Origin of the sequence: Gemmatimonas sp., assembly GCF_046594945.1 — a bacterium.
In the GTDB taxonomy this organism is placed as follows: Bacteria; Gemmatimonadota; Gemmatimonadetes; order Gemmatimonadales; family Gemmatimonadaceae; genus Gemmatimonas.
Map to the genome: position 1 here is coordinate 22,779 of NZ_JBKJRB010000140.1, position 23,719 is coordinate 46,497.

Sequence of the window (23,719 nt, forward strand, 5' to 3'; positions counted from 1 at the left end):
TAATTACATCTTGTTCGCGGACTTCAGCGTGGCACCGACCAGCCTACCGACGCCACCGAGCGTGGTCTGTGCGGCATTGAGGCCAAGGCGGAAATCCTTATCGCTGAAGGTGGACCACACGTCGGTGGGCTGATGCCAATGCGGATTCCAGCCGCTGCCCACCTGCGTGCCACGCTCGTTCTCGCGCAGACTGATCGCCGGAATAATGTCCTGGAACGGACCGGAGTCGGTGTTGGTCATGTGTGGACCGACCTGCGCCGGGTAGTCGGTGGCGTACTTCGAGTTGGACTGATGCAATGCCCAGGCGAGTTCCGACGACGCCTTCCACATCTTCGAGTTGATCTGGAACTCGATATTCACATCGGCTTCCGGTCGCTGCTCCTTGGCGATCGTGCCATCGGCCTTCGGCATCCCGTGGTCGAACATCATCATGTCATGCTGAATCATGCCGAGCCACTTGGGTTCGGGATACTTTCGCGAGCCCTTGGGCTCTTCAATGCCCTGCAGCTTCTGGCGCTGCTCGATGTACGCGCGCGCACCGTTCAGGCCCGTCTCCTCGTTGTTCCAGAGCACGAAGCGAATGGAGCGCTCAGTCTGCACGTCGGGGCTGTTGAACACTCGGGCGAGCTCCATCACCAGCGCCGTGCCCGAGCCGTCGTCATTCACGGCTTCCCCCCACCCGATGCCGTCCATGTGACCGCCCACGATGTACATCTCTTCCGGATGCGTAGTGCCGACCTTGGTGCAATACACTTCTTGGCGCTCGCCCGGCGTGCTCGGCTCCGCATTCAGCGCGCGGAGTCGCGGATCGGGCTGCAACAACGAATCACCGTTCACCCCGGTCCGCGTACGAATGCCGCGGTTACGACCACCGCCCGATGCTTGCGTGGCCGGCGGTCCTACCCGTCGCAGCGAAGGCTGACCGGCTGCCGGTGGCGTAGCGGCCGGTGGAGGGGTAGCGGGACGCTCAGCCAACGTGGGCGGCTCGTAGCGATACACAATGCGCTCGGTGTTCGTGCAGCCGTAGCTTTTGAGCTTCGCTTCGATCCAGTCCACCGCGTCGCGGTTGCGCTTGGTGCCCTGACGCCGGTCTCCGAACTGGGTGAGCCCCTTCAGCGTGGCCTTGTACTGCTCGAGGTCGAGGCGCGCGACCATCAGCGCGACCGGATCGGCCGAATCGATCGGGGCGACCGCCGTGGGCAGCACCGGCTTCTGGGCCAGCAGCGGCGAGGTAGCCATGGCGGACGCCAGCGCGGCCACGACAGCTGACACGGACAGGGATAGAATTGTGCGCATCGTGCGTATGGTGGGGCGAGTGGAAAGGAAAACGTGGCGGGAGCTTCAAACCATTCTGACGGGCTGGGGCATCCAAGCGTTGAGGTCACTTCTCAATTCTTTACCACGATCCCCATGCTTACCGCCCCTTCAAGCTCCGCTCGGTCGACACCGTGCGCAACCGTTTTGGGCGCCGCCCGCTTCGGCGCACGACTTCGCGCGTATGTCGCGCTATCGGTGATGCTGCCAGTAGCGCTCGCCGCGCAGACCGAGCGCCGCACGCTCAGCGGGGCGCACGTGGCGCTATATAACGTGGCCGGTGACGTGCGCATCGTTCGCGGTGACCGTCGTGAGGTGCAATTCGAGATCACCAAACGGGGGCCGGACGCTGACCGCTTGCGTATCGAGACCGGGACCGTGCGCGGGTTGCCCACGGTGCGCGTGATCTACCCCGACGATGAGGTGGTCTATCGTGGTGGTCGCGAGCGGCGCTGGAGTGGCAGCACCGAGACGCGTATTCGCGATGACGGCACGTGGGGAGGCGACGGCTGGCGCGACCGAGACGGTCAACGCATGCGGGTGAAGAGCTCGGGCAGCGGCCTCGAGGCGTGGGCCGACATCCGCGTGCTCGTGCCCGACGGCACAGCGCTCGACAGCTATCTGCTGGTGGGGGAAATGAGCGCAACGGACGTGGACAGCGATTTGCGGCTCGACGTGGCATCGGCTCGCGTGGCGGCTACCGATACACGGGGTACGCTGATCGTCGATGCGGGCTCCGGAGGTGTGTCGCTGCGCGGCACGCGCGGTCGTCGCCTCTCAGTCGACAACGGATCGGGGGACGTGTCGCTCGATCGCGTGTCGGGTGACCAGTGCACCGTGGACACGGGCTCTGGCGGCGTGTCCGCAACCGAGCTGTCGTGCAAGCGGCTTACGGTGGATGTCGGATCGGGCAGTGTGCGGCTCGGGCGCGTGTCGGCCGACGACGTATCGGTGGACGCGGGAAGCGGTGGCGTGTCGCTCGACATGGTCTCGTCACCGAGGTCGTTGAGCGTCGACGCCGGTTCCGGCGGCGTGACGATGACACTGCCTGTCGACTTCGGGGCCGAGGTGGATATCGAGACGGGGAGTGGGAGCATCACGACCGACTTCGCCGTGCGCACCCGAACGATGGAGCGGCACCATCTTCGTGGCACGATCGGGAACGGCGCCGGACGCGTGGTGGTCGAAACCGGATCTGGATCCGTCCGCTTGCGCCGGTCGGGTATGTAGTTGAGCGTTCGCGCTATGCACGAAATTGCGCAGGGCCACGACACCAGGCCGTGGTGGCACGAAGTACGTAGCGCACTGCGAGGCACCACGCACGATTACACCACGGGGCCGATCGGTCGCTCCATTTTCCTCCTCGCCATTCCGATGGTGCTGGAAATGATCATGGAGAGTCTGTTCGCGCTGTCCGATGTGTTCTTCGTAGCGCGACTGGGCGCGAGCGCGGTGGCCACCGTGGGGCTCACCGAGTCGATGATGATCGTCGTGTACACGATCGCGATGGGGCTGGCTATTGCCGGTACCGCCGTGGTCTCCCGTCGTGTCGGTGAACGCGACGCGCACGGCGCGGCCCGCGCTGCGGTGCAGATGATCACGCTGGGTGTCATCGCGTCGATCGTGATCGGCGTGACCGGCGCGCTGGCGGCGCCGGCGCTGCTGGCCGCGATGGGGGCCACCGACGACGTGTTGACCACGGGCACGATGTTCACGCGCGTGCTGCTCGGTGGCAGTGGTACCGCGTTCCTGCTGTTCGTGATCAACGCGGCCTTCCGCGGCGCGGGCGACGCGGCCGTGTCGATGCGCGTGCTCTGGCTGGCGAACGCCATCAACATCGTGCTCGGCCCCATGCTGATCTTCGGTGTGGGTCCGTTCCCGCAATTGGGCGTGACCGGGGCGGCAGTTGCCACCACGATCGGGCGTGGCACCGGCGTGTGCTACGCGCTCTGGCGATTGATGCGCGGATCAGGACACTTGCGCGTGACACGCGAGCATTTCGTGTTGGAGTTCGACACCATGCGCGCGATGCTCCGACTGTCCGTGAACGCGACGTTTCAGGTACTTATCGGCAGCTTGAGTTGGATGGTCCTGATTCGCCTGATGGCGTCGTTCGGCAGTTCGGCCATGGCCGGCTACACGATTGCGGTCCGCTTGATCATGTTCGCGATGCTGCCCGCGTGGGGACTCGGCAACGCTGCCGCCACCATGGTGGGTCAAGCACTCGGCGCGCGCAATCCCGATCGCGCCAACAGCGCCGTATGGACCGCCGCGCGCTACAACGTGGCGTTCCTCGGGCTTATGGGCGCGATCTTCGTGATCTTCGCGCGGCCCATCGTGGCGGGATTCACGACCGACCCGGCAGTGGTCGAGGTGGCCGTGTACGGCCTGCGCATCATGGCGGCCGGCTTCCCGTTCTTCGCCTTCGGCATGGTACTCACGCAGGCCTTCAATGGTGCGGGTGACACGCGCACCCCCACCAACATCAACATCGCCGTGTTCTGGGCGTTCGAGTTGCCGCTGGCGTGGGTGCTCACCACGCAAACCGGCATGGGCTCACACGCCGTGTTCGTATCGGTGTTGGCCGCTTATACGCTGCTGGCGGTGGTCAGTGCAGTGATGTTCCGCAGGGGGGCGTGGCGCACGCAGCGGGTGTAACGGGAGGAGGTGCAACCGTCGCCCTGTCGGGCGACAGTGCGCCGCGAAGATTCCCGACCAGCGTGCCGCGATGGCCGAAGTCCCAGCCGGCGCCGTAGCGCAAATCGGCGATCACAAACTGCGGACTCTTGGGCGTCGCGTTCGCGCGTGCCAAGATCACTAGTGTGTCCGCCCACTTCACCGTGGGTGGCTGCCTCGCATTGGTGAACGCCATGACGGCGAACGTCGTATCACCGTGCGTCGTAATGCTGCGAATCGCAAATGACGTGTTCCCCTCGAAAAGACTGCCGAATAGGTCGCCGTCCACAAACGGTGGCTTTTCATCTGACGCCCGACGCGACGCGTTGTCGCGTTCGTGTCGCGCCTCGGTGAGAAGGCGCACCAGCGCAGAATCGAGATACGGCCGTATTGCGTCGAGCGCGAGCGAGTCGGGAACGCCGCGTACGCCGAGTCCGTCGATCAGCGTGTAGAACTGCGCCGCGGTTTCAGGCGGCGATGACGGCGCCCATGGACGACAGGCGGCGGCCACGCCCAGCACGAGCATTACGACCCCTTGATACGCCCCGCGGAGCGGTCGCGGTGCCGCGGCGCGCCTCATATCGCCAACCGCGCCGATGCCATCGTCACCTCTTTGCGCTGCAGCTCCCCGCGCAGCAGCAGCAGGGTGAAAACCGCCTGCAGCGTCATCGTGATCACCGCGAGATACCATACCTGTTTGATCTGAAAGCCAGGACGATGTGACAGCCAAGACACCGGCACGACGAAGGTGACGAGGCGCGTCGCGCTGGCAATGAACGACGGCATCGTGTTGCCGAGCGCTTGGAACATGCCACCGCACGTGAAGTTCAATCCAGTAGCCACGAAATTCCAAGAAATGATACCGAGGAACTGCGTCGCTACCGCGACCACCGCCGCTTCCTTGGTGAATCCAAGCACCAGCAGTTCCGGTCGCCACTGGCAGAGCAGCGTGAGCAGCGCCATTGGAATGCTCCCCATGATCGCGGCCCACTTGAACGTGTCGCGCACGCGATCGAGATGCCCGGCCCCCATGTTCTGCCCGGCCATCGGGGCCGCCGAGAATGCAACGGCCATCGCAGGCAAGAACATCGACTGCATGAGACGGGAGCCGATGCCGTAGCCGGCCTGCGCTTCGGGACCGAACGGTTTGATGGCCGTGTAAATCACCGCCGTAAACAAGAACATCAACGCGAACTCTGCCCCCGGTGGCACACCGATCTTGAGCATACGCTTCAGGACGTCGGTGCGTACTGACAACCGTGCGCGCTGGAACGTGACGTAGTGTTCGAGCCGGACGAAGTAGATCAAAATCGCGATCACGCCGATCGCAATGGCCAGTGAACTCGCCAGCCCCGCGCCGGCCACGCCAAGCGGGCGTCCGGTGCCCCACCCGGCGATCAAGATCGGAGCAAAGATGATGTTGAGTACAACCGTAAGCATTTGCACCAGCATGCCGGGCTTCACGATGCCCGTGCCGCGCAATGCGCTCCCCATGGAAACCAGCGCGAACTGCAGCGCGAGTCCCGGGATGTACCAGCGCAGATACGACGTACCGGCCGCCACCGTGTCGGCATTCGAGCCCAGCGCGCTCATGTAGCGATCACAGAGCGCGTAGCCGCCCACCAGCGTGGCAATGCCGCACACGAATGCCCAGAGCACGCTCTGGTTGAACACCAGATTGGCGTCGGGCTGGTCCTTTCGACCGACCGCATGCGCGATCAACGCCATCGTACTGACACCGAGAATCTGCGTGAACGACATGATAATGAACTGCACGTTGCCGGCCGCGCTCACGCCGGCCACCGCGGCATCGCCGAGTCGCGCGACGAAAAAGAGGTCGACGAGAAAATAGAGCGTCTGAAAGAGCATCCCCAGCGCCATCGGTACGGCGAGGCGCAGAATGTGACGGGGGACGGAGCCGGTCGTGAGATCGTTCACTTGGCCAGCCACTCCCAGATGAGGCGTGAGCAGTCTGCCGCGAGCGCGTCGGCGACCTGTGGATCAGCGATATTGCGGGTCATAATCGCGATCGCGTACGGCGCCTTTCCCGGCGGGTACACCAACCCTGCGTCGTGACGTGTCGCGGTGATGCTGCCGGTCTTGTGTGCCACCGGTGTTCCCGGCGGCAGTCCCGCTGGGATCTGCGAATTGAAGGCCTGCTGTTCCAGAATGTGAAGCATGTCGGCCGTGGCGGTACTGTCGCCGACCCGTCGCGACTGCAGCGCGATGAACAGCATCACCATGTCGCTGGCCGTCGTGACGTTGTTCATGCCCTTTCGGAACGCTGGCGTGTCCTCCACGCCGCGCAGCACCAGGGTGTTCTTGGCGCCGAGTTCTCGCGCCAGCGCCGTGATCTTCGTGGGCTCGAGCAACGTGATCAGCGCGTTCGTGGCGAGGTTGCTGGAGTGCGTGATCATGCGCTCGGCCAGCCAGCGCAATGCCACCTCTTGTCCCACTCGCGCATACACCGTGCTGTCGCTGTCGTCGGCCGGATCGAGCACATAGGTCGAACTGTCAGCGATCGAGCGAAACTGATTGACGAGACGGATCGTCTGATCGGGACGCAGTCGTCCCGTCGCAAACGCGTCATACAGCGCGAACAAGACCGGCACCTTCATCAGGCTCGCTGCATGGAACACGGTGTCCGGGTACAGATCAAAGGCGAGTCCGCGCTCGACGTCACGCATGGAAATCGACACCTGCGCACCGGGCACCTTGGCGATGCGCGCCCAGATCTGCTGCCGCACCGACAGCGGCTTCCGCGCGCCGATCAGTCCACAGCCGGTGCTGCCGACGAATGCCAGCGCGACCGCCAGCATCATCGCGCATCGAAAGGAAGAGAGTCGCATGGTGGGAAGGCTGCCATGACTCGCGGCCGTACGCAATCACCGGCCGCCATCACCCGTGGCGATTGCGGGTAGCCTCTCTTGCCCAAATCGCGATTGCGTGCTGATTTCCTTGCCTATGCGCATCTATCCCCTGCCCCGTCTGGCCCCTCGGCGTCTCCTCGCCGTCGCCCTCCCACTGCTGCTCGCCTGCTCGCCCAAGGCTGACAGCACGCCGGTGATCGGGCTGATCACGAAGACCGCGTCGAACCCGTTCTTCGTGAAGATGAAGGAAGGGGCGGAGCAGGCGGCCGCGGCACAGGGCGCCACGTTGATCGCTGCCGCGGGGCGCTCCGATGGTGACAACGCCGGACAGGTCACCGCCATCGAAAATCTCATGGCCGCCGGCGCGACGGCCATACTGATTTCTGCCAGCGACTCCAAAGCCATTGTGCCGGCCATCAAGAAGGCGCGTGACGCCGGCATCCTGGTGATCGCGCTCGACAGCCCCACCGACCCCGTGGATGCCACCGACGCCCTGTTCGCCACTGACAACTATCGCGCCGGGCAGCTCATTGGCCAGTATGCCAGAGCGCGCCTTGGAGCGACGCCAGCCAAAATCGCGACGTTGGATTTGATTCCCGGCCATCCCACCAGCGCGCAACGCCACAACGGCTTCCTGAGCGGCTTCGGGCTCCCGTCGTACGAGAAGACGCGCAACGAACTCGCCCAGCCGCCTGAAGTGGTATGCATGACCGACGCGATGGGTGATCAGGCGAAGGGACAGACGGCGATGGAGAATTGCTTGCAGGCGCATCCCGATATCAATGTGGTGTACACGGTGAACGAGCCGTCGGCGGCAGGGGCGTTCAACGCCCTGCGGAAGGCCGGCAAGGCGAAGGGCGTGCTCATCGTGTCGGTCGACGGCAGCTGCCGCGGCGTGCAGGACGTCGTAAGCGGCGCGCTCACGGCCACCGCGCAGCAGTACCCGCTGCGCATGGCCGAACTGGGTGTCGAAGCCGCGATGGCCTTCGTCAAGACCGGCAAGAAGGCGTCGGGGTACGTGGATACCGGCGTGCAGCTCATTGCCAAGGACAGCGTGGCCGGAGTGGCCAGTCTCGGCGCGAGCACGGCCCTCGGACTCTGTTGGGGAGACAAATGACCATTCGGCGGCTGGCCTTTGCCGGTCCGCTCGTTGCGTTGCTGATCGCCTGTACGTTCTTCGCGCTGCAATCCCCGCGATTCCTGACCGGCGCCAATCTCTCGCTGGTGCTGAGCCAGGTGATGGTGGTCGGCGTGCTCGCGATCGGACAAACGCTGGTCATTCTCACCGGTGGCATCGACCTCGCCTGTGGCATGATCATGGCGCTCGGTTCGATCTCGATGAGTATGCTGGCGGTGAAGCACGGCTGGCATCCCGCAATGGCCATCGCCGGTGGCATGAGTGTGACCACGGTAGCCGGCATGGTGAACGGGTTGCTCGTGACGCGCATCAAGCTGCCGCCCTTCATCGTCACGCTCGGGACCATGAACATCGCGTTTGCCGCCACGCAGCTCATGTCACGCGCGCAGACCTTCACCGACTTGCCACCACTCTTTACCTGGCTCGGCACCAGCGTACGCGTGGGCAACACGCCGATCGCGTACGGAGCCCTCGCCATGCTGGTGTTGTACGCGCTCGCCTTCGTGCTGCTACGCGAGACCGCGGCGGGGCGACATGTGTATGCGGTTGGCAACCACTGCGAGGCCGCACGACTGGCTGGTATCAACACCAATCGGGTGTTGCTCAGCGTGTACATGCTGTCGGGACTTTTTGCCGGTGTCGCGGCATTGCTGTCGATCGCGCGCACCGGCGTGGGCGATCCGCAAAGCGGCCAGACAGAAAATCTCGATACCGTGACGGCCGTGGTGTTGGGCGGCACCAGCCTGTTTGGCGGACGTGGCATTGTCGTGGGCTCATTGGTGGGTGCGCTGATCGTGGGCGTGTTCCGCAATGGACTCACGCTCATGGGCGTGTCGTCGGTGTATCAGATTCTCGTCACGGGCGTGTTGGTCATTTTGGCGGTGGCGACGGACCAATGGTCGAGAAAAGCGTGACCGTACTGGAAGGGCGCGGCCTCGTGAAGCGCTACGGGCAGGTCACGGCGCTCGACGGCGCCGACTTCGAAGTACGCGCCGGCGAGATCATGGCCGTGATTGGCGACAATGGCGCCGGCAAGTCGTCGCTCATTAAGGCGCTCTCGGGCGCCACGATTCCGGACCACGGCGAGATATGGCTCGATGGCGCACGCGTACACTTCAACGGGCCCATCGATGCCCGTCGCGCTGGCATCGAAACGGTGTATCAGGATCTCGCGCTCGCGCCCGCGATGTCGATCGCCGAGAATCTGTTTCTGGGTCGTGAGCATCGTCGGTCGGGGTTGGCCGGTTCCGTGCTACGACTCATCGATCGACCCCGAATGCAGCGTGAGGCAGCGGAGCAGCTGCAGCAACTAGGGATTGGTATTCGCTCCATTACGCAGGCCGTGGAGACACTCTCCGGTGGACAGCGTCAGGGTATCGCGGTAGCGCGCAGCGCGGCCTTCGCGCGGCACGTGGTAATTCTCGATGAACCTACGGCGGCGCTCGGAGTGAAGGAAAGCGGTATGGTGCTCGACCTCATCAAGCGCGTGCGCGATCGGGGATTGAGCGTGATTCTGATCAGCCACAACATGCCGCACGTGTTCGAACTGGCCGATCGCATTCACATCCAGCGACTGGGCAAACGGGCGGCGTTGCTGCGTACACTCGAGATCGGGATGGCGGATGCGGTGGCGGTGATGACGGGCGCCATCGATGGTGCGAACTCCCGTGCGTCCGAGTGATGCGGCGCGCAACGTTGTGATGACGGCGTCGGGTCACGGCGGGTGCAGAGTACGGCATGTCGCCCTCACGTCTGTTGCTCCTTGTCCGTGACCGGGCATCCGTGCGCCGGTACAGTCCGCGCACGACGCAGGCCTATGTGCATTGGATCGTGCGCTATGTGCGATGGAATAGCCTGCAGCATCCCGCCACGCTCGGCGGCGTGCAGGTGCGAGACTTCCTGACGTATCTGGCGCGCGAGCGGCACGTGGCGGCCTCCACGCAGAACCAGGCACTGGCGGCGCTGCAGTTCCTCTATCGGGACGTGTTGGAGCAGCCACTGGCGGCGATGTCCGGAGTCGTGCCGGCGCGGAAGCCCACGACCCTCCCCAAAGTGCTGTCGCGGGAGGCTGTGCAGCGGGTGCTGTCCTGTCTGACCGGCACTTCGCTGCTGATGGCACAGCTGTTGTACGGGAGCGGCCTGCGCCTGCAGGAGTGCTGTCAACTGCGCGTGAAGGACCTCGATTTTGAACGCGGCGAACTGCGGGTGCGGCGCGGCAAGGGACAGCGAGACCGGGTCACGGTGCTGCCCGGTGCGGTGGGCGCACCCCTGCGCGCCCATCTCACGCGGGTTCGAGCGATCATGGCGAAGCGAGCCGCCCGCGGTGGCGGCTTCGTCGAGGTGCCTGGCGCGCTGGACCGGAAGATTCCGCGCGCCTCACGGCACTGGAGCTGGTGCTGGGTGTTTCCCGCCGCGCGAGTACTGGCACCGCGAGAGCGATACGCGGCGGACCCACCATATTCACCCGACCGTGCTGCAACGTGCGGTGCCTGCTGCCGCCGCGACGGCCGGAGTTGCCCAACGCGTCGGCTGTCATACGTTCCGGCATTCCTTTGCCGCCCACCTACTGGAGTCGGGAGCGGACATCAGGACCGTGCAGGAACTGTTGGGGCACAAAGACGTGAGAACGACGATGCTGTACACGCACGTGCTGAACCGCGGTGGGCTGGGAGTGCGGAGCCCACTCGACGTTGGGCGGTGATGGGGTGCGAACCAAGCGACCCTCCAGCCATAGTCCGTTTAGGCTGCCGCGCTCGCAGCCTAAACGGAAATGGCACTCACGGCGGCTTGCGGGCGAAGTGGTTGCGGCGTCGTGGCTTGCGGAGTAACGCGCAGGAAGGCACGTTTTCGATATTCTGCCGGAAGGTGCCTGTGTAGCATCCGCTTCGCAGGTATTCCCCGCAGGTGAATGAGCGTGAGACCGCGCTCATCAACGCTAGGCGCGAATACTGGTGAAACCCAGCAGCTGGGTTTAGTGTACGCTGTACATGCCGACCGTCCTTGAGTCCGATGGCTTTCAGGTACGCATTCTGCTGCCGCCCCGCGAACACGGCCCGCCGCATGTGCACGTGTCGCGCGCCGGGGCCGAAGTGGTGATCCTGTTGCCCCTGGAGGGTCGGGCATTGGCCATCCGTACCGTGTATCGCATGCGGACCGCGGACGTCATCGCGGCGGTTCGCCTAGTGGAAGCACACCTGCCGCTGCTTACGCAATCGTGGAGAACCTACCATGGCTGATCACGCCTTGAGCGACGCCGAGATACTTCGGCAGATTCCGCCGGCCCGAGCGGCGGAACACTCCGCCCGGAAGCGCGGCCATCGGGCGCGCACCGTCCGGTTCGATCGCGCGCACGCGCGAATCGTCGTGGAACTGTCGAGTGGCGTCGTCTTCGCCTTTCCGGTCCGCTCGATTCCGGCGTTACGTCGCGCGACCCCGGGTGAGTTGGCGAAGGTCGCGTTGTCCGCCTCTGGCGGCGGCCTGCGCTGGGCGGCGCTCGATATCGACCTGAGCGTGGCAGGGTTGCTCTTGGCGGCGGTCGACCCCGCTGAACGGGTGCGGCATCTGGCCGCGGAGGCCGGGCGCGCCACGTCGGAGGCGAAGGCGGCCGCGGCGCGAGTTAACGGGGCGAAAGGCGGCCGGCCGCGAAAGTCCGCGGCGCGTGCGGCACCGACCACCCGGCGCAAGATCGCGGTCTAACGCAAAGCGTTGAGGCTGTAGAACGCACCGAGTCGGCGTGTGCGGTGATGCGAACAATCGCGCGCGGCATTTTCAACAACGCATTGGTGCCTTCAAATATAGAAATCCGGTCGTATTGGGGCAGGACGTGCGATCACTTCGAGGGTGCTCACGCCGCATACCCAGTGGGCGCCAGCTTTTCGATATTAGCCGATGACCGCCGTCTGGTCCTTGGCGTTGTTGATCCTCACTTGCGTCGGGAGCTGGGACACGCGCGGCGGACCCGTGACGAGGCGTTCAGGATGCTGAAGAAAGGCGGCATCCATCACGCCATGGCACTGCGCGACGACGGTGGGTGCGTGTCCGCCGTGAACATGGGCGGGGGTGAGCCACGCTACGGTGGCGGCATAGGCACCGCGCACGCCGCGCATACCCGTTTCAGCAGCGGCACCAGAGATCGCGTCCCGTGCCGAAAAGACTCAGGTCGACTCGACGATCCCCGCAACGGGGCGTACATTCGGCCTCTTGATCGTGCTCGCTATTACAAGCGAGCTTCCCATCCGACGAACAGGCCCCCGTGTCGAAGGGCGAGACTAGATGGCTGATGTCACAGAGCGGCTCTCCGCGGCCCTCGCCGATCGCTACCGCATTACGGGCCGCTTGGGTGAAGGCGGCATGGCCACCGTGTATCTCGCCGAGGATCTGAAGCACGACCGTAAGGTCGCGCTGAAGGTATTGCGGCCCGAGTTGGCCGCCGTACTCGGCGCCGATCGGTTCGTGCAGGAAATCAAGACCACGGCGCAGCTGCAGCACCCGCACATTCTGCCCTTGTACGACAGCGGCAACACGACCGCAGCGCAAGGCGGCGGTACGGAATTCCTGTACTACGTCATGCCGTACATCCAAGGCGAGACACTCAGGGACAAGCTCAATCGCGAGGGACAGCTCGGCATCGACGAGGCGGTGAAAATCACCACCGAGGTAGCGGACGCGCTGCAGTACGCGCACATGCAGGGGGTGATCCACCGCGACATCAAGCCGGAGAACATTCTCCTGCACAACAGTCGCGCGATCGTGGCGGACTTCGGCATTGCCTTGGCGGTCAGTGCGGCGGCAGGTGGGCGAATGACGGAGACGGGTTTGTCACTCGGGACACCACACTACATGTCGCCCGAGCAGGCGACGGCCGACAGGCACATCACCCACCGCTCGGACATTTACTCGTTGGGCTCGATGCTGTACGAGATGCTCACGGGCGATCCTCCGCACACCGGCTCGTCGGCGCAGGCGATCATCATGAAGATCGTGACGGACGACGCCCGGCCCGTTCGAGAGTTGCGCAAGTCGGTGCCGCCGCACGTCGCCGCGGCGGTCGCGAGAGCGGTGGAGAAGTTGTCCGCCGACCGTTTCGATAGCGCGCGGGCATTTTCCGACGCGCTCAACAATCCGGCCCGCGCGCCGGCGGCCGCAACGTTCGGCCCGTCGTCACGCCGATTCGTTGTGCCCGCGTTGAGCGTGGTGATCGTGCTGACCGCCGTGGTGGCGGCGTGGGGATGGCTCCGTCCGACGCGCGCGAGGTCCGTGGCGCGATACGCCACGTCCCTCAGCACCTCCGGCGCTCCCGATGGCATCACGTTACGGGTGGAGACGGCTTTCTCGCCGGACGGAGCCTCACTGGTGTTCCGCCATCCGCTGACTGGACCTGGGCAACTGTACATAAAGCGCCGCGACGAAGTCACCATGCGCCCGTTGGTCGGTACGGAAGGTGGGTCGGGACCGTTTTTCTCCCCCGACGGCGCGTGGATCGGATTCTTCGCGAATGGTCAGATGCGCAAGGTCCCGGTCACCGGCGGCGCCTCGCTGACGCTCGCTGAGTCCGTCGACCCTACCTACAATCAGGGCGCGTGGTTGTCCGACGGCTCCATCGTCTTATACGACCTCACGACCCATACCCTCCGGCGCCTCCGTTCCGGCGACGTCAAGGCACAAGTGATTGTCTCGCCGGCGAAGCTCGGCGGGCGGTATCCGTGGCTTCCGTCGGCCCTCCCTGACGCCCGCGGGATCCTGTTCACGGCCCACCTCACCAACTGTGTGGGGCCGGTGAGCTGTCGGCCGAGTCGCGTGTACGCGTACGACGCGCGTAAGGACACGATACTCGAACTCTTCAAAGACGCCGTCGGTGCGTGGTACGTCCCCACTGGGCACGTGCTCTACCTCACCAGCGCGGGGACGCTCATGGCGGCTCGCTGGGACAACACCACGCTTTCTGCGACCGCCAAGGCGGTGCCGATCCTGGACGGGATCCAAGCGCCGGGATTCGTGGTGTCGCGTGAGGGGACCGCGCTCTATCTGCTTGGAGCGCCGGAATTCGCGCCGGGCCCAAAACCCAATGCCGCGCTGGTGTGGGTGGACAGGAACGGGCGCATCGAACCGGTGGATTCCTCGTGGCAGGTGAACACGGGAGGATTCTACAACCGTGCGGACCTTCCGACCGGCTGGGGAGTCGCCCTGTCGCCCGACGGACGACGCATCGCGCTCTCACTGCTCACCGAGCTTGGCACCGACATCTGGATCAAGCAGCTGCCCAAGGGTCCTTTATCACGGCTCACGCTCGACCCTGCGATCGACCGAGCGCCTATGTGGACCGACGAAGGGCGAGCCATCTCCTTTCTTTCCGACCGTACCATCCCGCCTCAAACAACCCGCCAGACCGGCCGGTTCGGTTTGTGGCAGCAATCCGTCGACGGGACGGGCGAGCCAAAGCTGCTCTGGGGGAAGGACGCGCCCACCGACGGCTTCTCAAGCCCTAATGGCCGCTGGGTCGTGCTCGGCGCGACCGGAGCATCCTCAGACGGCGACGTGTTGGCGGCGCAGCCGGGAGTGGATAGCGTGGCACGGCAGATCGTGACCACTCGCTATGACGAAGGCGGCTCAGTGCTGTCGCCGGACTCCCGCTGGCTGGCGTACGTGTCGAACGAGCAGGGCGCGTACGAGGTGTTCGTCCGCCCGTTCCCCGACGCGAGCGGCGGCAAGTGGCAAGTCTCGACCGGCGGTGGCAGCGCTCCGCTGTGGGCGCACAACGGGCGCGAGCTGTTCTACGTGCGTGGGAAGAGCATGTTTGTCGTCCGCATTAGTCCGGGGCCACCCTTTGTAGCCGAACCGCCCAGGGTTCTCTTCGCGATTCCAGATCGAGTGCGCTCGGGTTCGCTCGCGCAGGGCACCTTTGCGATCACGCCCGACGATCAGCGATTCCTCATGGTCCGCGATAGAAGTTGGGAGGACATGGCCGGACGGCCCACGATGGTGGTGGTGGAGAACTTCTTCGACGAGCTGCGGGCGAAGCTGAAGCAGTAAGAAATTGGACTTACATTTGAGAAGCGCTGGTTTCGTTCCTCTGAAGGACTCCGTGTTCCTGACGCTCGGAGTCGATCGCGAAACGGATGGTCGGATTCATGGCCGAGGTGCCGAGCTCGCATTAAGTCTTGGCACGAGACGGTTGGCCGGATACCGTGCTCGCTTTTCATGATGGGGACGACTGCGCCTACGGATGCTCGCCCGATTGGCGAAGAAAAAACGCCCTTGTCGGTCGCCAACTTCGCGCTGTCGTTGTCGGTGCGGTTGCTCTTGCGTAATCCGCCCGTCGGCCCGTGCCGATCCGTGGGATGCGTCGCCAACCACGCGCGCAGTTACTCCGCATCTCGTGTGAGCCGCGCGATCCGTTCGCTGGTCTTGGCCGCGACATCGGGCTCGAGCTCGGACGTATCGGTCTCACGGTGCCGGTCCAGCATCGTCTTGGCGGCGGTCTCCAATTTCTCCGCCCGCCGCGTAAACTCGGCGCGCGTGCCGCTCCGATGCTTCGACGCATTACTCGGCAACTTCACGCCATCAATGGCAAACATCTCCCGCCCGATCAGGCCCTGGCCGTCGCACACGGCCAAGACGGCGGCGAACACCTTCGCGATGTCGTCGCGAAGCGAGCTGACGAAGTGGGCGATGGTCGTGAAGTGCGGCGCCGTCATGCCGCACAACGCCATGAACGTCACGTGCTCTTGGACACACCCGCTCAATCGCGCGACTCCGCACGATGCCCTGCGAATACGCGAACAGCACGACCTTGAGCACCATGGCCGGCGGATAGGCGGGGGCGCCGGTGGTGTCATTCCGAAACCGCGCATCGAAGTGCGCCAGGTCCACTTCGTGATCGAGCAGATGATTCAGCGCGTGCTCAAACGTGCCGGGCAGCAGCTGGCGCGCGAGGTCGACGCTCAGGAACTGTGGGTTGGTCTCGAGCAGCGTATAGCGGGCCATGGCGGGTGCTCGACAGCGAGACGAAATGACACCACATTCGATACGGGACCAACTCGCCGCGGCGCATCAAGCTCCGTTTCCACATTCGTCGGTTTCGGGACTTATGCTACAGCCTCGTTAGTACTACTAGGTTAAGTCAGCAGGAGTCATGCCAACGCCGCTGGCACGTCGGGCACCACGGCCCCAGGCGAATCAGCAGGGCTTGCAGGGCGCGTCGCACGGCGGGAAGGGTCACGCGTGGAGGTTTTTTTTCCGCGCAATGTCTCGAGGACGAGGAACGCGTACGCCATCGACGCGAGCGTGACGTGATGATGCCAGCCCGGCCACGAGCGCCCCTCAAAGTGATCGAGGCCGAGTTCGTCTTTGAGTTCCCGGTAGTCCTGTTCGATGCGCCAGCGCCCTTTCGCGAGGCGCACGGCGCGCCGGAGTCCAAGCGTTTCGCCCGGGACATCGGCGAGCCAGTACTTGATCGGCGCGTCCTCGTCGCGCGGCCATTCGATGAGCAGCTGCACCGGGGCGGCGGGGAGCGCCCCGCCGTGGCGAACACCGTGGGCGGGCCAGAAGGCCGTCTGCGCAAACCGCGAGCGGAGCGCACCCTTGGTGCCCGCGCGCCAGGTGATCATGCGCCACGCGGCGGGCGGCAGCGTCGCCGCGAGGGCCGCCAAGTCCGCCGAGGCGGGGAGCGCCGCGTCGACGGGGCGACGGCGCGGGCGCCCGCGTCCCTGATACGGCGGCGGTGTGGTGGGCCCCGGCGCACTCGTCCAGCCTGTCACACTCGGCGCGACCTGCACGCAATACGGAAGGCCGCGGGCCGTGAGCGCCGCGCGAAAGTCGTGACTCGTGCCGTAGCCCGCATCGGCCAACACCACGCGCGCGCCGACGCCCCAGGCGCGCACGCGATCCAGCGCGTCCAACGCCAATTGATTTTTGGTCGCGTACGTGACGTCCTCGGGCACGCGCGCGGCCGTGCGGCGGTCGGCATCATCGATCCACGCCTGGGGCAGATACAGGCCCCACGTCAACGGGAGACAGGCCGTGTCGGTCCCCAAATGCACACTCACCGCCACTTGGCAATTGGCGGTCTTGCCGAGCGCGCCGCAGTACTGCCGCGCCACGCCCACCGAGTGGTCGCCTTTCTTCGGGAAGCTGGTCTCGTCGAGGATCAAGACGGCTTCGGGCAACAGGCGGTCGAGCATCAGCGCCGTGAGCGCCGCTTGCAGCGGCGCCCAGGCCCACGGGCTCTGATTCACGAACTGCCGCACCGCCTGCACGTCGGCGCCCGGCACGCGCTCGACCAGCGGCGCAATCGACTTGCGCTCGCCGTCGAGCAATAACCCGCGCACGTACTCGCCCGCATGCGTCTGCCGCTCGGCGCGGCCCAACAGCGGCGTCAAGGTCCCCAAGAACCGCGTTAAACGCCGCTCGGCGGCACGAAGCTGGGCAGGCTGCATGCGCCACGATACGCGGGCCGGCGCCCACTGTCAATAGTAACTTAACCTAGTAGTATTAGGCGGCATCGCGGTGGCGGGTGTGGCGGTGGCCGCCTGGAGCCTGACGCGCGCGCCGAGTGCATTGAGCGAGGTGGTGCGCTATCGACTCACCGCGGACTCGGTGGCGTCTGAACGTACGTGGACCGGTGACGTGAACATCTCACCAGACGGCATGTTGATCGCCCGTCGCGGTGGTCCTGGCGAGCGCATTCTGATGCGACGTCGCGATGCACTCGGCTTCACCGAACTGCCTGGTACTGAGGGCGCGATGGGCGTGGTGTTCTCGCCCGATGGCGCGCGAATCGTGTTCTATCCAGAACGGACGATTGGTGGTGATGCCAACGGCCGGTGGTCCGCCCACGGTGATCGCCGACTCGCTCCTCACACCAGAAATCGTCGCGTGGGGCGCGGACGATGTGATCTATCGCGGCGTGAACAGCGGTCCGATCACCGTCGCACGGTGCACCGTACGCGATTGTCGCCATCCCGAGCCGTTCACGTTGTTGGACAGCGCGCGCGGCGAGACGGGGCACATACATCCGCAGCTGCTTCCCAACGGTAGCGCGTTGCTGTTCCAGGTGGAGTTCGCCGATGGTTCGCGAAAGGTCGCGATTCAGGATAAAGATGCCCGCACGCACGCGGTGCTCATGGAAGGCGTCCGCGCGATGTTCGTTTTAACGGGGCATCTCCTGTATTCCACGTTGGACGGCAAACTGTGGCTCGTGCCCTTCAACCTCGCTACACGATCACTCGCTGGTGACCCCGTGCTGGTGGCCGGCACCTTGCCGCAGAGTATCGTCGGTCCGGTGGACTTCGCCGTGTCGCGAAGCGGCACGCTGGTGTACTCCGAAGAGCGCGGCACCGCGAACGAGAACTGGTGTGGGTGACCCGCGACGGACGGCAGGCGCTGGTGGATTCCATGTGGCGGGCGGTGTTCAGCACGCCCGCGATCTCACGCGACGGTCGACAGATCGCCGTAACTGTCCGGGAAGGTGGCCGATCGAGTATCTGGATCCGTGCCGATGGGCGCGAGCCGAATCGACTGACCAGCGAACGGAGTGCCACCGATCCCGCGTGGAGTCCGGATGGTCGTATGGTGACATTTCTTTCGGCCGGCGACCGCTCCGTGACCGGCAACGTCTGGAAACAGCCGCTCGACGGCAGCGACATGGCGCGCTTGATAATCCGCCGCGATCGCTCGCTGTCGGAACAGGTGTGGTTGCCCGATGGCTCGGGGCTCGTGGTGCGTACGACCACGCCTGCCGCAGGCCACGGCGACTTGCTCGCAACCTCGCGCCTGTCGGACTCCATCGCCTCGCCCATTCTGGCGACGAATCGCGCCGAATATTCGCCAGCGATTTCGCCGGACGGTCGGTGGCTCGCCTACAGTTCCGACCTCACCGGGCGATTCGAGGTGTATGTATCGCCCCGCGCCGCGCCACCGTCCACGCGCATCCTCGTCTCGACCGGGGGCGGCAGTTCGCCGCGCTGGTCGGCAGACGGGCGCTCATTGTTCTACGTCAGTCTCGACTCGCGCCTGTTCGAAGCGCGCGTGGAAGCAGGCGCTGCGCTGCGCGTGGCGGGCGTGCGAGCGCTGTTCGACGTGAAGACGTTTATGCAGACTTCACTGTCGCGGCGAAACTATGATGTCGCGCCCGACGGCCGGTTCCTCTTCGTGCGGCGCGTGGGCAATTCGGAAGCCGGCGCGATGGTGGTGGTGGAGCACTTCGTAGATGAAGTGGCACGCGCACGGAAGCCCAACAAGTGACTTTGTTGCGTGCGTTTTCGCGCTCGTACGCTGGCCCGGCGACGGAAGGCCGGCACGGTAACACCCCGATTGATCGCGCCGACGATGAACCGGAGTAGATTCCCCACATGAACGCGGCCCCGCTGCTCACGACCGTGAGTCGAGTACTCGCACACCACCGACTCGCTGCGGTGGTTATCGGCAATGCGGCGGCGGCCTTGCAGGGCTCCCCGGTGACGACCATGGACATCGCCTTCATGTTCCGGAAGATGCCCACCAACCTGCGGAAGCTGAAGGCGGTGGCCATGGAGTTGAACGCCATGGTGCTGCGGCCCTATTATCCAGCGTCCGAGCTCTTCCGTGTCGTTCGGGACGCGGACGGACTGCAGCTGGACTTCATGGCGAAGGTCGACGGGGTGCGATCTTTTGAGGCCCTCAAGGCACGAGCGACACCGGTGTCCTTTGGCCCCCACGTGCTTCTGGTCGCCAGCCTCCGGGATATCATTCGCAGCAAGGAGCGCGCGGGACGACCGCAGGATCTTGCTGTCTTACCGATATTGCGGAGAACACTCGATGAAAGAGAATCGCTCAACAACGACCGATAAGACGGCGGCCAAGCGTCGGCCGTCCGCACTGGCTCGGGAGAGTGATCGAGCCCTCGTGGAACAGATCAGGCGATTGTTGGCGCTGCCCCCCCATTTACGCACGAACTTCCTTCGCGTACGTCTGCCGAACGGCGGGTCGGCGCTGTAACGCTCCGACCCACCCTTCCCTCCTTGTACGCCACGTGAGCGACATCGTGCAGCGCCTGCGCACCGCATTGGCCGACCGCTACCGCCTCGAGCGCGAACTCGGCGCCGGTGGCATGGACACCGTGTACCTCGCGCACGACCTCAAGCACGACCGCGATGTCGCGATCAAGGTGCTGCATCCCGACTTGGGCGCGGCGCTCGGCGGCGAACGCTTTTTAACCGAAATCCGCACCACGGCGCGCCTGCAGCATCCGCACATTCTGCCGCTGCTCGACAGCGGCGAGGCCGACGGCTTGCTGTACTACGTGATGCCGCTGGTGACGGGCGAAACGCTGCGCGCGCGGCTGGAGCGTGAACGGCAGCTGCCCATCGCCGACGCCGTGCGTATTGCGCGTGAAGTGGCGAGTGCGCTGGACTACGCGCACCGGCAGAACGTGATTCACCGCGATATCAAGCCGGAGAACATTCTCCTGCATGATGGCAGCGCGCTGGTGGCCGACTTCGGCATCGCGCTGGCGGTGCAAAGCGCGGGCGGACAGCGCATGACGCAAACGGGGCTCTCACTCGGTACGCCGCAGTACATGAGCCCCGAGCAGGCGATGGGTGAGCGCACCATTGACGCGCGCAGTGATATCTACGCATTGGGTGCGGTGACCTACGAAATGCTCACCGGCGCGCCGCCTTTTACCGGCGCGTCGGTGCAGGCCATCGTGGCGCGGGTGTTGTCGAGCGAGGCCGAACCTCCGTCGCGGGTGCGATCCACCATTCCGCCCAACGTGGAGCAGGCCGTGCTCACGGCATTGGCGAAGCTGCCGGCTGATCGACACGCGAGCGCAGCGGAATTCGCCACGGCATTGGCGACGGTGAGTGGAGCGCATAGCAGCGGTGCGATGACATCACGGGCGCACGGTGTCCGAACGCGCTCGACGGCGACGCTGCTGGCGGGCGCGGCCGTACTCGTGACAGCCACCGCAGGCGCAACGTGGATGCTTTCGCGGCCGCGTGACACGGTGGCATCGTCTGCCGAGGTCGTGACGCGCTTCACCATCGAGGGCAAGAGCACGTATGTCCACCAGAACCGGCTGTTGGCGCTCTCCCCCGATGGCCGCACGCTGGTGATGTGGCGAGCCGACGCCAACCGTGGAGAGCAGCTGTTCGTCCGCCAGCTCGATCAGCTGGAAATGACGCCCATTGCAGGGAGTATCAACGGGTTCGAGCCGACGTTCTCCCCAGATGGTCGTTGGATTGCCTTCGTGGTCGGCCGCCAGCTCTTCAAGGTCGCTGTGACGGGCGGCAATCCGATCCGCCTCACTACGCTGCCGGTGCAGCCGCAGGGTATTACGTGGACGTCAGGTGGCGAGATCGTGTACGCCGTGCAGTCCGACTCTCTGTATGCGGTCAAGGAAACGGGCGGGGCGCCCCGCGCACTCGCCGCGTCGCCGGCGGGCGCCGTGGCACGGTGGCCCATTGCGCTGGACCAATCGAACGTGGTGCTCTTCGCGGCGAACCAACGTACAGGCGACTCCGTTCGCGTGCTCGCGTTGTCACTCGCCGATGGGAAGATCACCGACGTGGGAACCGACGCGTACATGGCGCTGGGCGTCGCCCGCGGTCATTTGGTGTACCTGAATCGTACCGGTGACCTCTTCGCGGCACCCTTCGATGCGCGCTCGCTGACCGTCACCGGCCCCGGCGAACGGATGGGCGACGGCGTGAAGATGAATCCGGCGGGCTTCGGACTGGGCCACGCGGTGATGTCCCCGTCGGGCGACTTGGTGTACATCAGTGAGAGCAGCGCCGGGCTACTCACGTATCGCGATGCACAGGGCCGACTTTCATCGGTACTACCCGATACGCTGGCCTACGAGCATCCGCGGTTTTCCCCCGACGCGCGTCGTCTCGTGGTGACGATCGTCGACAGTGCGACGAGTCGCCGCACGCTCCGCGTGCTCGACCGGTCCAACGGATTCTTCTCGCCGCTGGCGGGACAAGATCCATCGTCAGGACGTGATCGCGCCGAGTGGAGCCCCGACGGCCGGAGCATCCTGTTCCGGTCCATCACCGACTCCTTACGGAGCGCGATGCGGCGGCCGGCGGACGGCAGTGGTGCCGATACGGTGCTGCTGCCGGGGAGACGCGCCGTGTACGAAGTGGTGCTCGCGCCCGACGAGAAGACGCTGCTGGGCCGCGTCCAGAACGACGCCGTCGAACTCGCGCAAAGTCTGCTCTGGTGGACACGGAGTGACAGCACGCTGCGCCCGTTGCGCCATGTGAGGACCGATGGTGGCACGACAACCGGTGCCCGATTCTCGCCCGATGGGCGATGGATCGCGTTCGGCGCCGACGCGCCGAGGCATGTGTACATCGCACCCTTCCCCGGCCCCGGCGCTCAGGTGCGTATCGACCGCGCGGGCGGTGGCACGCCGGTGTGGGCGCGCGACGGCCGGAGCCTCTACTACTACACGCCAACCGGGTTGGTGGCTACGGCGGTCGATCTCTCGGCAGGCGTCAAGATCGGCAGCACGCGAGAGCTGCTCGGCGCCGAGTTGGCGAACGACGACAATGTGCACGCGCCGTTCGATGTAGGCCCCGATAGCACGGTGGTGTTCGTACGCCAGACGCGCTTCCCACGGGTGGTGGTGGTGCGCAACTTCGCGGCCGAGATTGGGCGGGCGACGGCGGGGAAGTGAACGGCCTGGCTACGGTAGCGCTATTCAGCTGAACGCCGCGCGAAAAAACCGTGGCAGATCGATGGTGAACGGCACAGGCATTCCGTCTGGCTGCCAAGACACGATCTTGCTCAACACCTCGCCGGGATCGTCATGGCCGCGCCACCGTGACACGTTGCGCGCGTCAGGATTGATCACCCAATACTCGCCGACACCTTCTCGCAGGTAGAGGTCGCGCTTGACCTGGTAGTCGAGCAGCGGATTACCTGGCGACACCACTTCGACGGCGAGCAGCAGGTCGTGCAGCTCGTAGGGATACGGCGGGCGTTTCCCGTCGCGCTTGGCGATCACAAACACGTCGGGCTGCACACGATTTCGCCGCCGGTCGCCGCGCCGGACATCCGACGGCGAGACCATCGCCTTGCCAACCTCACTGCCCATGAGGTAGTCGCGCAGCAAGGCGTGTAACTCGCCAACAATGTCTTGATGCCCCTCACCCGGCCCGGGCGTCACGTACAGCACCCCGTCGATGATCTCATAGCGCTGCCCGTCGTCGGGCAGCGCATCAAGCATTTCGACCGTCCACTCGTTGCTGATCGCGGGCATGCCCATAGGTTATTACACTCGGCGTGGGGTTGGCAAGGAGGCATCGCACAGCATACCGGCGATACCGCGTGGGCTTGTCATTAAAATCGCGCCCGATGGGCCCTCTCACCGCAGCCAAATGGTTTTTCACGTGCCCATCACATGAGCGATATCGTTTCGCGCCTTACCACCGCCCTCTCCAACCGCTACACCGTTACCCGCGAGCTCGGCGCCGGTGGCATGGCCACCGTGTACCTCGCGCACGACCTCAAGCACGAGCGCGATGTCGCGGTCAAAGTGCTGCATCCCGACCTGGGCGCGGCGCTCGGCGGCGAGCGCTTCTTGAGCGAGATCCGCACCACCGCCCGCTTGCAGCATCCGCACATTTTGCCGCTGCTCGACTCAGGCGAAGCGGACAGCCTGCTGTACTACGTGATGCCGCTCGTGACCGGCGAAACGCTGCGCGCGCGACTGGAGCGCGAACGGCAGCTGCCT

22 protein-coding genes and 2 pseudogenes are annotated in these 23,719 nt (G+C 65.2%); 15 read left to right on the forward strand and 9 right to left on the reverse strand.

Annotation, left to right across the window (positions count from 1 at the left end):
- Positions 1 to 3 precede the first annotated feature (3 nt).
- A complete protein-coding gene (locus tag ACLL97_RS16745; RefSeq protein ID WP_411281643.1) occupies positions 4 to 1,239 on the reverse strand; it encodes a M28 family metallopeptidase in 1,236 nt (411 codons plus the stop codon).
- Between the two features lie 276 nt (positions 1,240 to 1,515).
- On the opposite strand from ACLL97_RS16745, the gene ACLL97_RS16750 reads away from it, so the two are divergent.
- Together ACLL97_RS16750 and ACLL97_RS16755 are read left to right on the forward strand one after the other, a co-directional pair.
- Positions 1,516 to 2,544, forward strand: a complete 1,029-nt coding sequence (locus tag ACLL97_RS16750; RefSeq protein WP_411281644.1) for a DUF4097 family beta strand repeat-containing protein — start codon at positions 1,516 to 1,518, stop codon at positions 2,542 to 2,544.
- A 15-nt stretch (positions 2,545 to 2,559) separates the two neighbouring features.
- A complete protein-coding gene (locus ACLL97_RS16755) occupies positions 2,560 to 3,972 on the forward strand; it encodes an MATE family efflux transporter (protein ID WP_411281624.1) in 1,413 nt (470 codons plus the stop codon).
- Here ACLL97_RS16755 and ACLL97_RS16760 read toward each other — a convergent pair.
- The 3 genes from ACLL97_RS16760 to ACLL97_RS16770 are packed head-to-tail and all read right to left on the reverse strand — an operon-like array spanning position 3,923 to position 6,839.
- A complete protein-coding gene (locus ACLL97_RS16760; RefSeq protein ID WP_411281625.1) occupies positions 3,923 to 4,570 on the reverse strand; it encodes a hypothetical protein in 648 nt (215 codons plus the stop codon). The two genes, ACLL97_RS16755 and ACLL97_RS16760, sit on opposite strands and share 50 nt — an antisense overlap.
- Positions 4,567 to 5,928, reverse strand: a complete 1,362-nt coding sequence (locus ACLL97_RS16765; protein ID WP_411281626.1) for an MATE family efflux transporter — start codon at positions 5,926 to 5,928, stop codon at positions 4,567 to 4,569. The genes ACLL97_RS16760 and ACLL97_RS16765 overlap by 4 nt, the downstream gene beginning before the upstream one ends.
- Positions 5,925 to 6,839 carry a serine hydrolase gene (locus ACLL97_RS16770; protein WP_411281627.1) on the reverse strand — a complete coding sequence of 305 codons (915 nt, stop codon included), beginning with the start codon at positions 6,837 to 6,839 and terminating at the stop codon, positions 5,925 to 5,927. The genes ACLL97_RS16765 and ACLL97_RS16770 overlap by 4 nt, the downstream gene beginning before the upstream one ends.
- A gap of 115 nt (positions 6,840 to 6,954) precedes the next feature.
- Here ACLL97_RS16770 and ACLL97_RS16775 point away from each other — a divergent pair, with 115 nt between their 5' ends.
- From ACLL97_RS16775 to ACLL97_RS16805, 7 genes and pseudogenes are all read left to right on the forward strand, one after another.
- A complete protein-coding gene (locus ACLL97_RS16775) occupies positions 6,955 to 7,977 on the forward strand; it encodes a sugar ABC transporter substrate-binding protein (protein ID WP_411281628.1) in 1,023 nt (340 codons plus the stop codon).
- Positions 7,974 to 8,912 carry an ABC transporter permease gene (locus tag ACLL97_RS16780; RefSeq protein ID WP_411281629.1) on the forward strand — a complete coding sequence of 313 codons (939 nt, stop codon included), beginning with the start codon at positions 7,974 to 7,976 and terminating at the stop codon, positions 8,910 to 8,912. Before ACLL97_RS16775 ends, ACLL97_RS16780 begins: the two co-directional genes overlap by 4 nt.
- A complete protein-coding gene (locus tag ACLL97_RS16785; protein WP_411281630.1) occupies positions 8,909 to 9,679 on the forward strand; it encodes an ATP-binding cassette domain-containing protein in 771 nt (256 codons plus the stop codon). Before ACLL97_RS16780 ends, ACLL97_RS16785 begins: the two co-directional genes overlap by 4 nt.
- Before the next feature lie 56 nt (positions 9,680 to 9,735).
- Positions 9,736 to 10,212: pseudogene (locus ACLL97_RS16790) on the forward strand (phage integrase N-terminal SAM-like domain-containing protein); the annotation flags it as partial.
- Positions 10,213 to 10,483: 271 nt separating this feature from the next.
- Positions 10,484 to 10,699, forward strand: coding sequence for a tyrosine-type recombinase/integrase (locus ACLL97_RS16795; RefSeq protein ID WP_411281645.1), 216 nt, complete (start codon positions 10,484 to 10,486; stop codon positions 10,697 to 10,699).
- A 286-nt stretch (positions 10,700 to 10,985) separates the two neighbouring features.
- Entirely contained in the window at positions 10,986 to 11,234 is a 249-nt protein-coding gene (locus ACLL97_RS16800; protein ID WP_411281631.1) for a DUF4160 domain-containing protein, read from the forward strand.
- Complete coding sequence (locus tag ACLL97_RS16805; RefSeq protein WP_411281632.1) at positions 11,227 to 11,694, forward strand: DUF2442 domain-containing protein; 468 nt, start codon at positions 11,227 to 11,229, stop codon at positions 11,692 to 11,694. The genes ACLL97_RS16800 and ACLL97_RS16805 overlap by 8 nt, the downstream gene beginning before the upstream one ends.
- A gap of 185 nt (positions 11,695 to 11,879) precedes the next feature.
- On the opposite strand, the gene ACLL97_RS16810 is transcribed toward ACLL97_RS16805, so the two are convergent.
- Positions 11,880 to 12,104, reverse strand: coding sequence for a hypothetical protein (locus tag ACLL97_RS16810; RefSeq protein ID WP_411281633.1), 225 nt, complete (start codon positions 12,102 to 12,104; stop codon positions 11,880 to 11,882).
- Between the two features lie 166 nt (positions 12,105 to 12,270).
- Here ACLL97_RS16810 and ACLL97_RS16815 point away from each other — a divergent pair, with 166 nt between their 5' ends.
- Complete coding sequence (locus ACLL97_RS16815) at positions 12,271 to 15,027, forward strand: protein kinase domain-containing protein (RefSeq protein WP_411281634.1); 2,757 nt, start codon at positions 12,271 to 12,273, stop codon at positions 15,025 to 15,027.
- 332 nt (positions 15,028 to 15,359) lie between these two features.
- Here ACLL97_RS16815 and ACLL97_RS16820 read toward each other — a convergent pair whose 3' ends face one another.
- The 3 genes and pseudogenes from ACLL97_RS16820 to ACLL97_RS16830 form a co-directional block, all read right to left on the reverse strand.
- On the reverse strand, positions 15,360 to 15,740 hold the full coding sequence (locus tag ACLL97_RS16820; RefSeq protein ID WP_411281646.1) for a transposase: 381 nt from the start codon (positions 15,738 to 15,740) through the stop codon (positions 15,360 to 15,362).
- 28 nt (positions 15,741 to 15,768) lie between these two features.
- Positions 15,769 to 15,981: pseudogene (locus tag ACLL97_RS16825) on the reverse strand (hypothetical protein); the annotation flags it as partial.
- Positions 15,982 to 16,127: 146 nt separating this feature from the next.
- On the reverse strand, positions 16,128 to 17,432 hold the full coding sequence (locus tag ACLL97_RS16830; protein WP_411281635.1) for an IS701 family transposase: 1,305 nt from the start codon (positions 17,430 to 17,432) through the stop codon (positions 16,128 to 16,130).
- A 329-nt stretch (positions 17,433 to 17,761) separates the two neighbouring features.
- Between ACLL97_RS16830 and ACLL97_RS16835 the strand changes: the two genes are divergently transcribed.
- From ACLL97_RS16835 to ACLL97_RS16850, 4 genes are all read left to right on the forward strand, one after another.
- Positions 17,762 to 18,358, forward strand: a complete 597-nt coding sequence (locus ACLL97_RS16835; RefSeq protein WP_411281636.1) for a hypothetical protein — start codon at positions 17,762 to 17,764, stop codon at positions 18,356 to 18,358.
- Complete coding sequence (locus ACLL97_RS16840; RefSeq protein ID WP_411281637.1) at positions 18,355 to 19,239, forward strand: TolB family protein; 885 nt, start codon at positions 18,355 to 18,357, stop codon at positions 19,237 to 19,239. The genes ACLL97_RS16835 and ACLL97_RS16840 overlap by 4 nt, the downstream gene beginning before the upstream one ends.
- A gap of 107 nt (positions 19,240 to 19,346) precedes the next feature.
- Positions 19,347 to 19,823 carry a hypothetical protein gene (locus ACLL97_RS16845; protein WP_411281638.1) on the forward strand — a complete coding sequence of 159 codons (477 nt, stop codon included), beginning with the start codon at positions 19,347 to 19,349 and terminating at the stop codon, positions 19,821 to 19,823.
- Between the two features lie 182 nt (positions 19,824 to 20,005).
- Positions 20,006 to 22,660: a protein kinase domain-containing protein gene (locus tag ACLL97_RS16850; protein WP_411281639.1), complete on the forward strand. Its 2,655-nt coding sequence runs from the start codon at positions 20,006 to 20,008 to the stop codon at positions 22,658 to 22,660.
- A gap of 24 nt (positions 22,661 to 22,684) precedes the next feature.
- On the opposite strand, the gene ACLL97_RS16855 is transcribed toward ACLL97_RS16850, so the two are convergent.
- Positions 22,685 to 23,245, reverse strand: a complete 561-nt coding sequence (locus ACLL97_RS16855; protein ID WP_411281640.1) for a Uma2 family endonuclease — start codon at positions 23,243 to 23,245, stop codon at positions 22,685 to 22,687.
- Between the two features lie 141 nt (positions 23,246 to 23,386).
- Between ACLL97_RS16855 and ACLL97_RS16860 the strand changes: the two genes are divergently transcribed.
- The coding region (locus tag ACLL97_RS16860) for a protein kinase domain-containing protein (protein WP_411281641.1) at positions 23,387 to 23,719 on the forward strand (333 nt) is incomplete at its 3' end.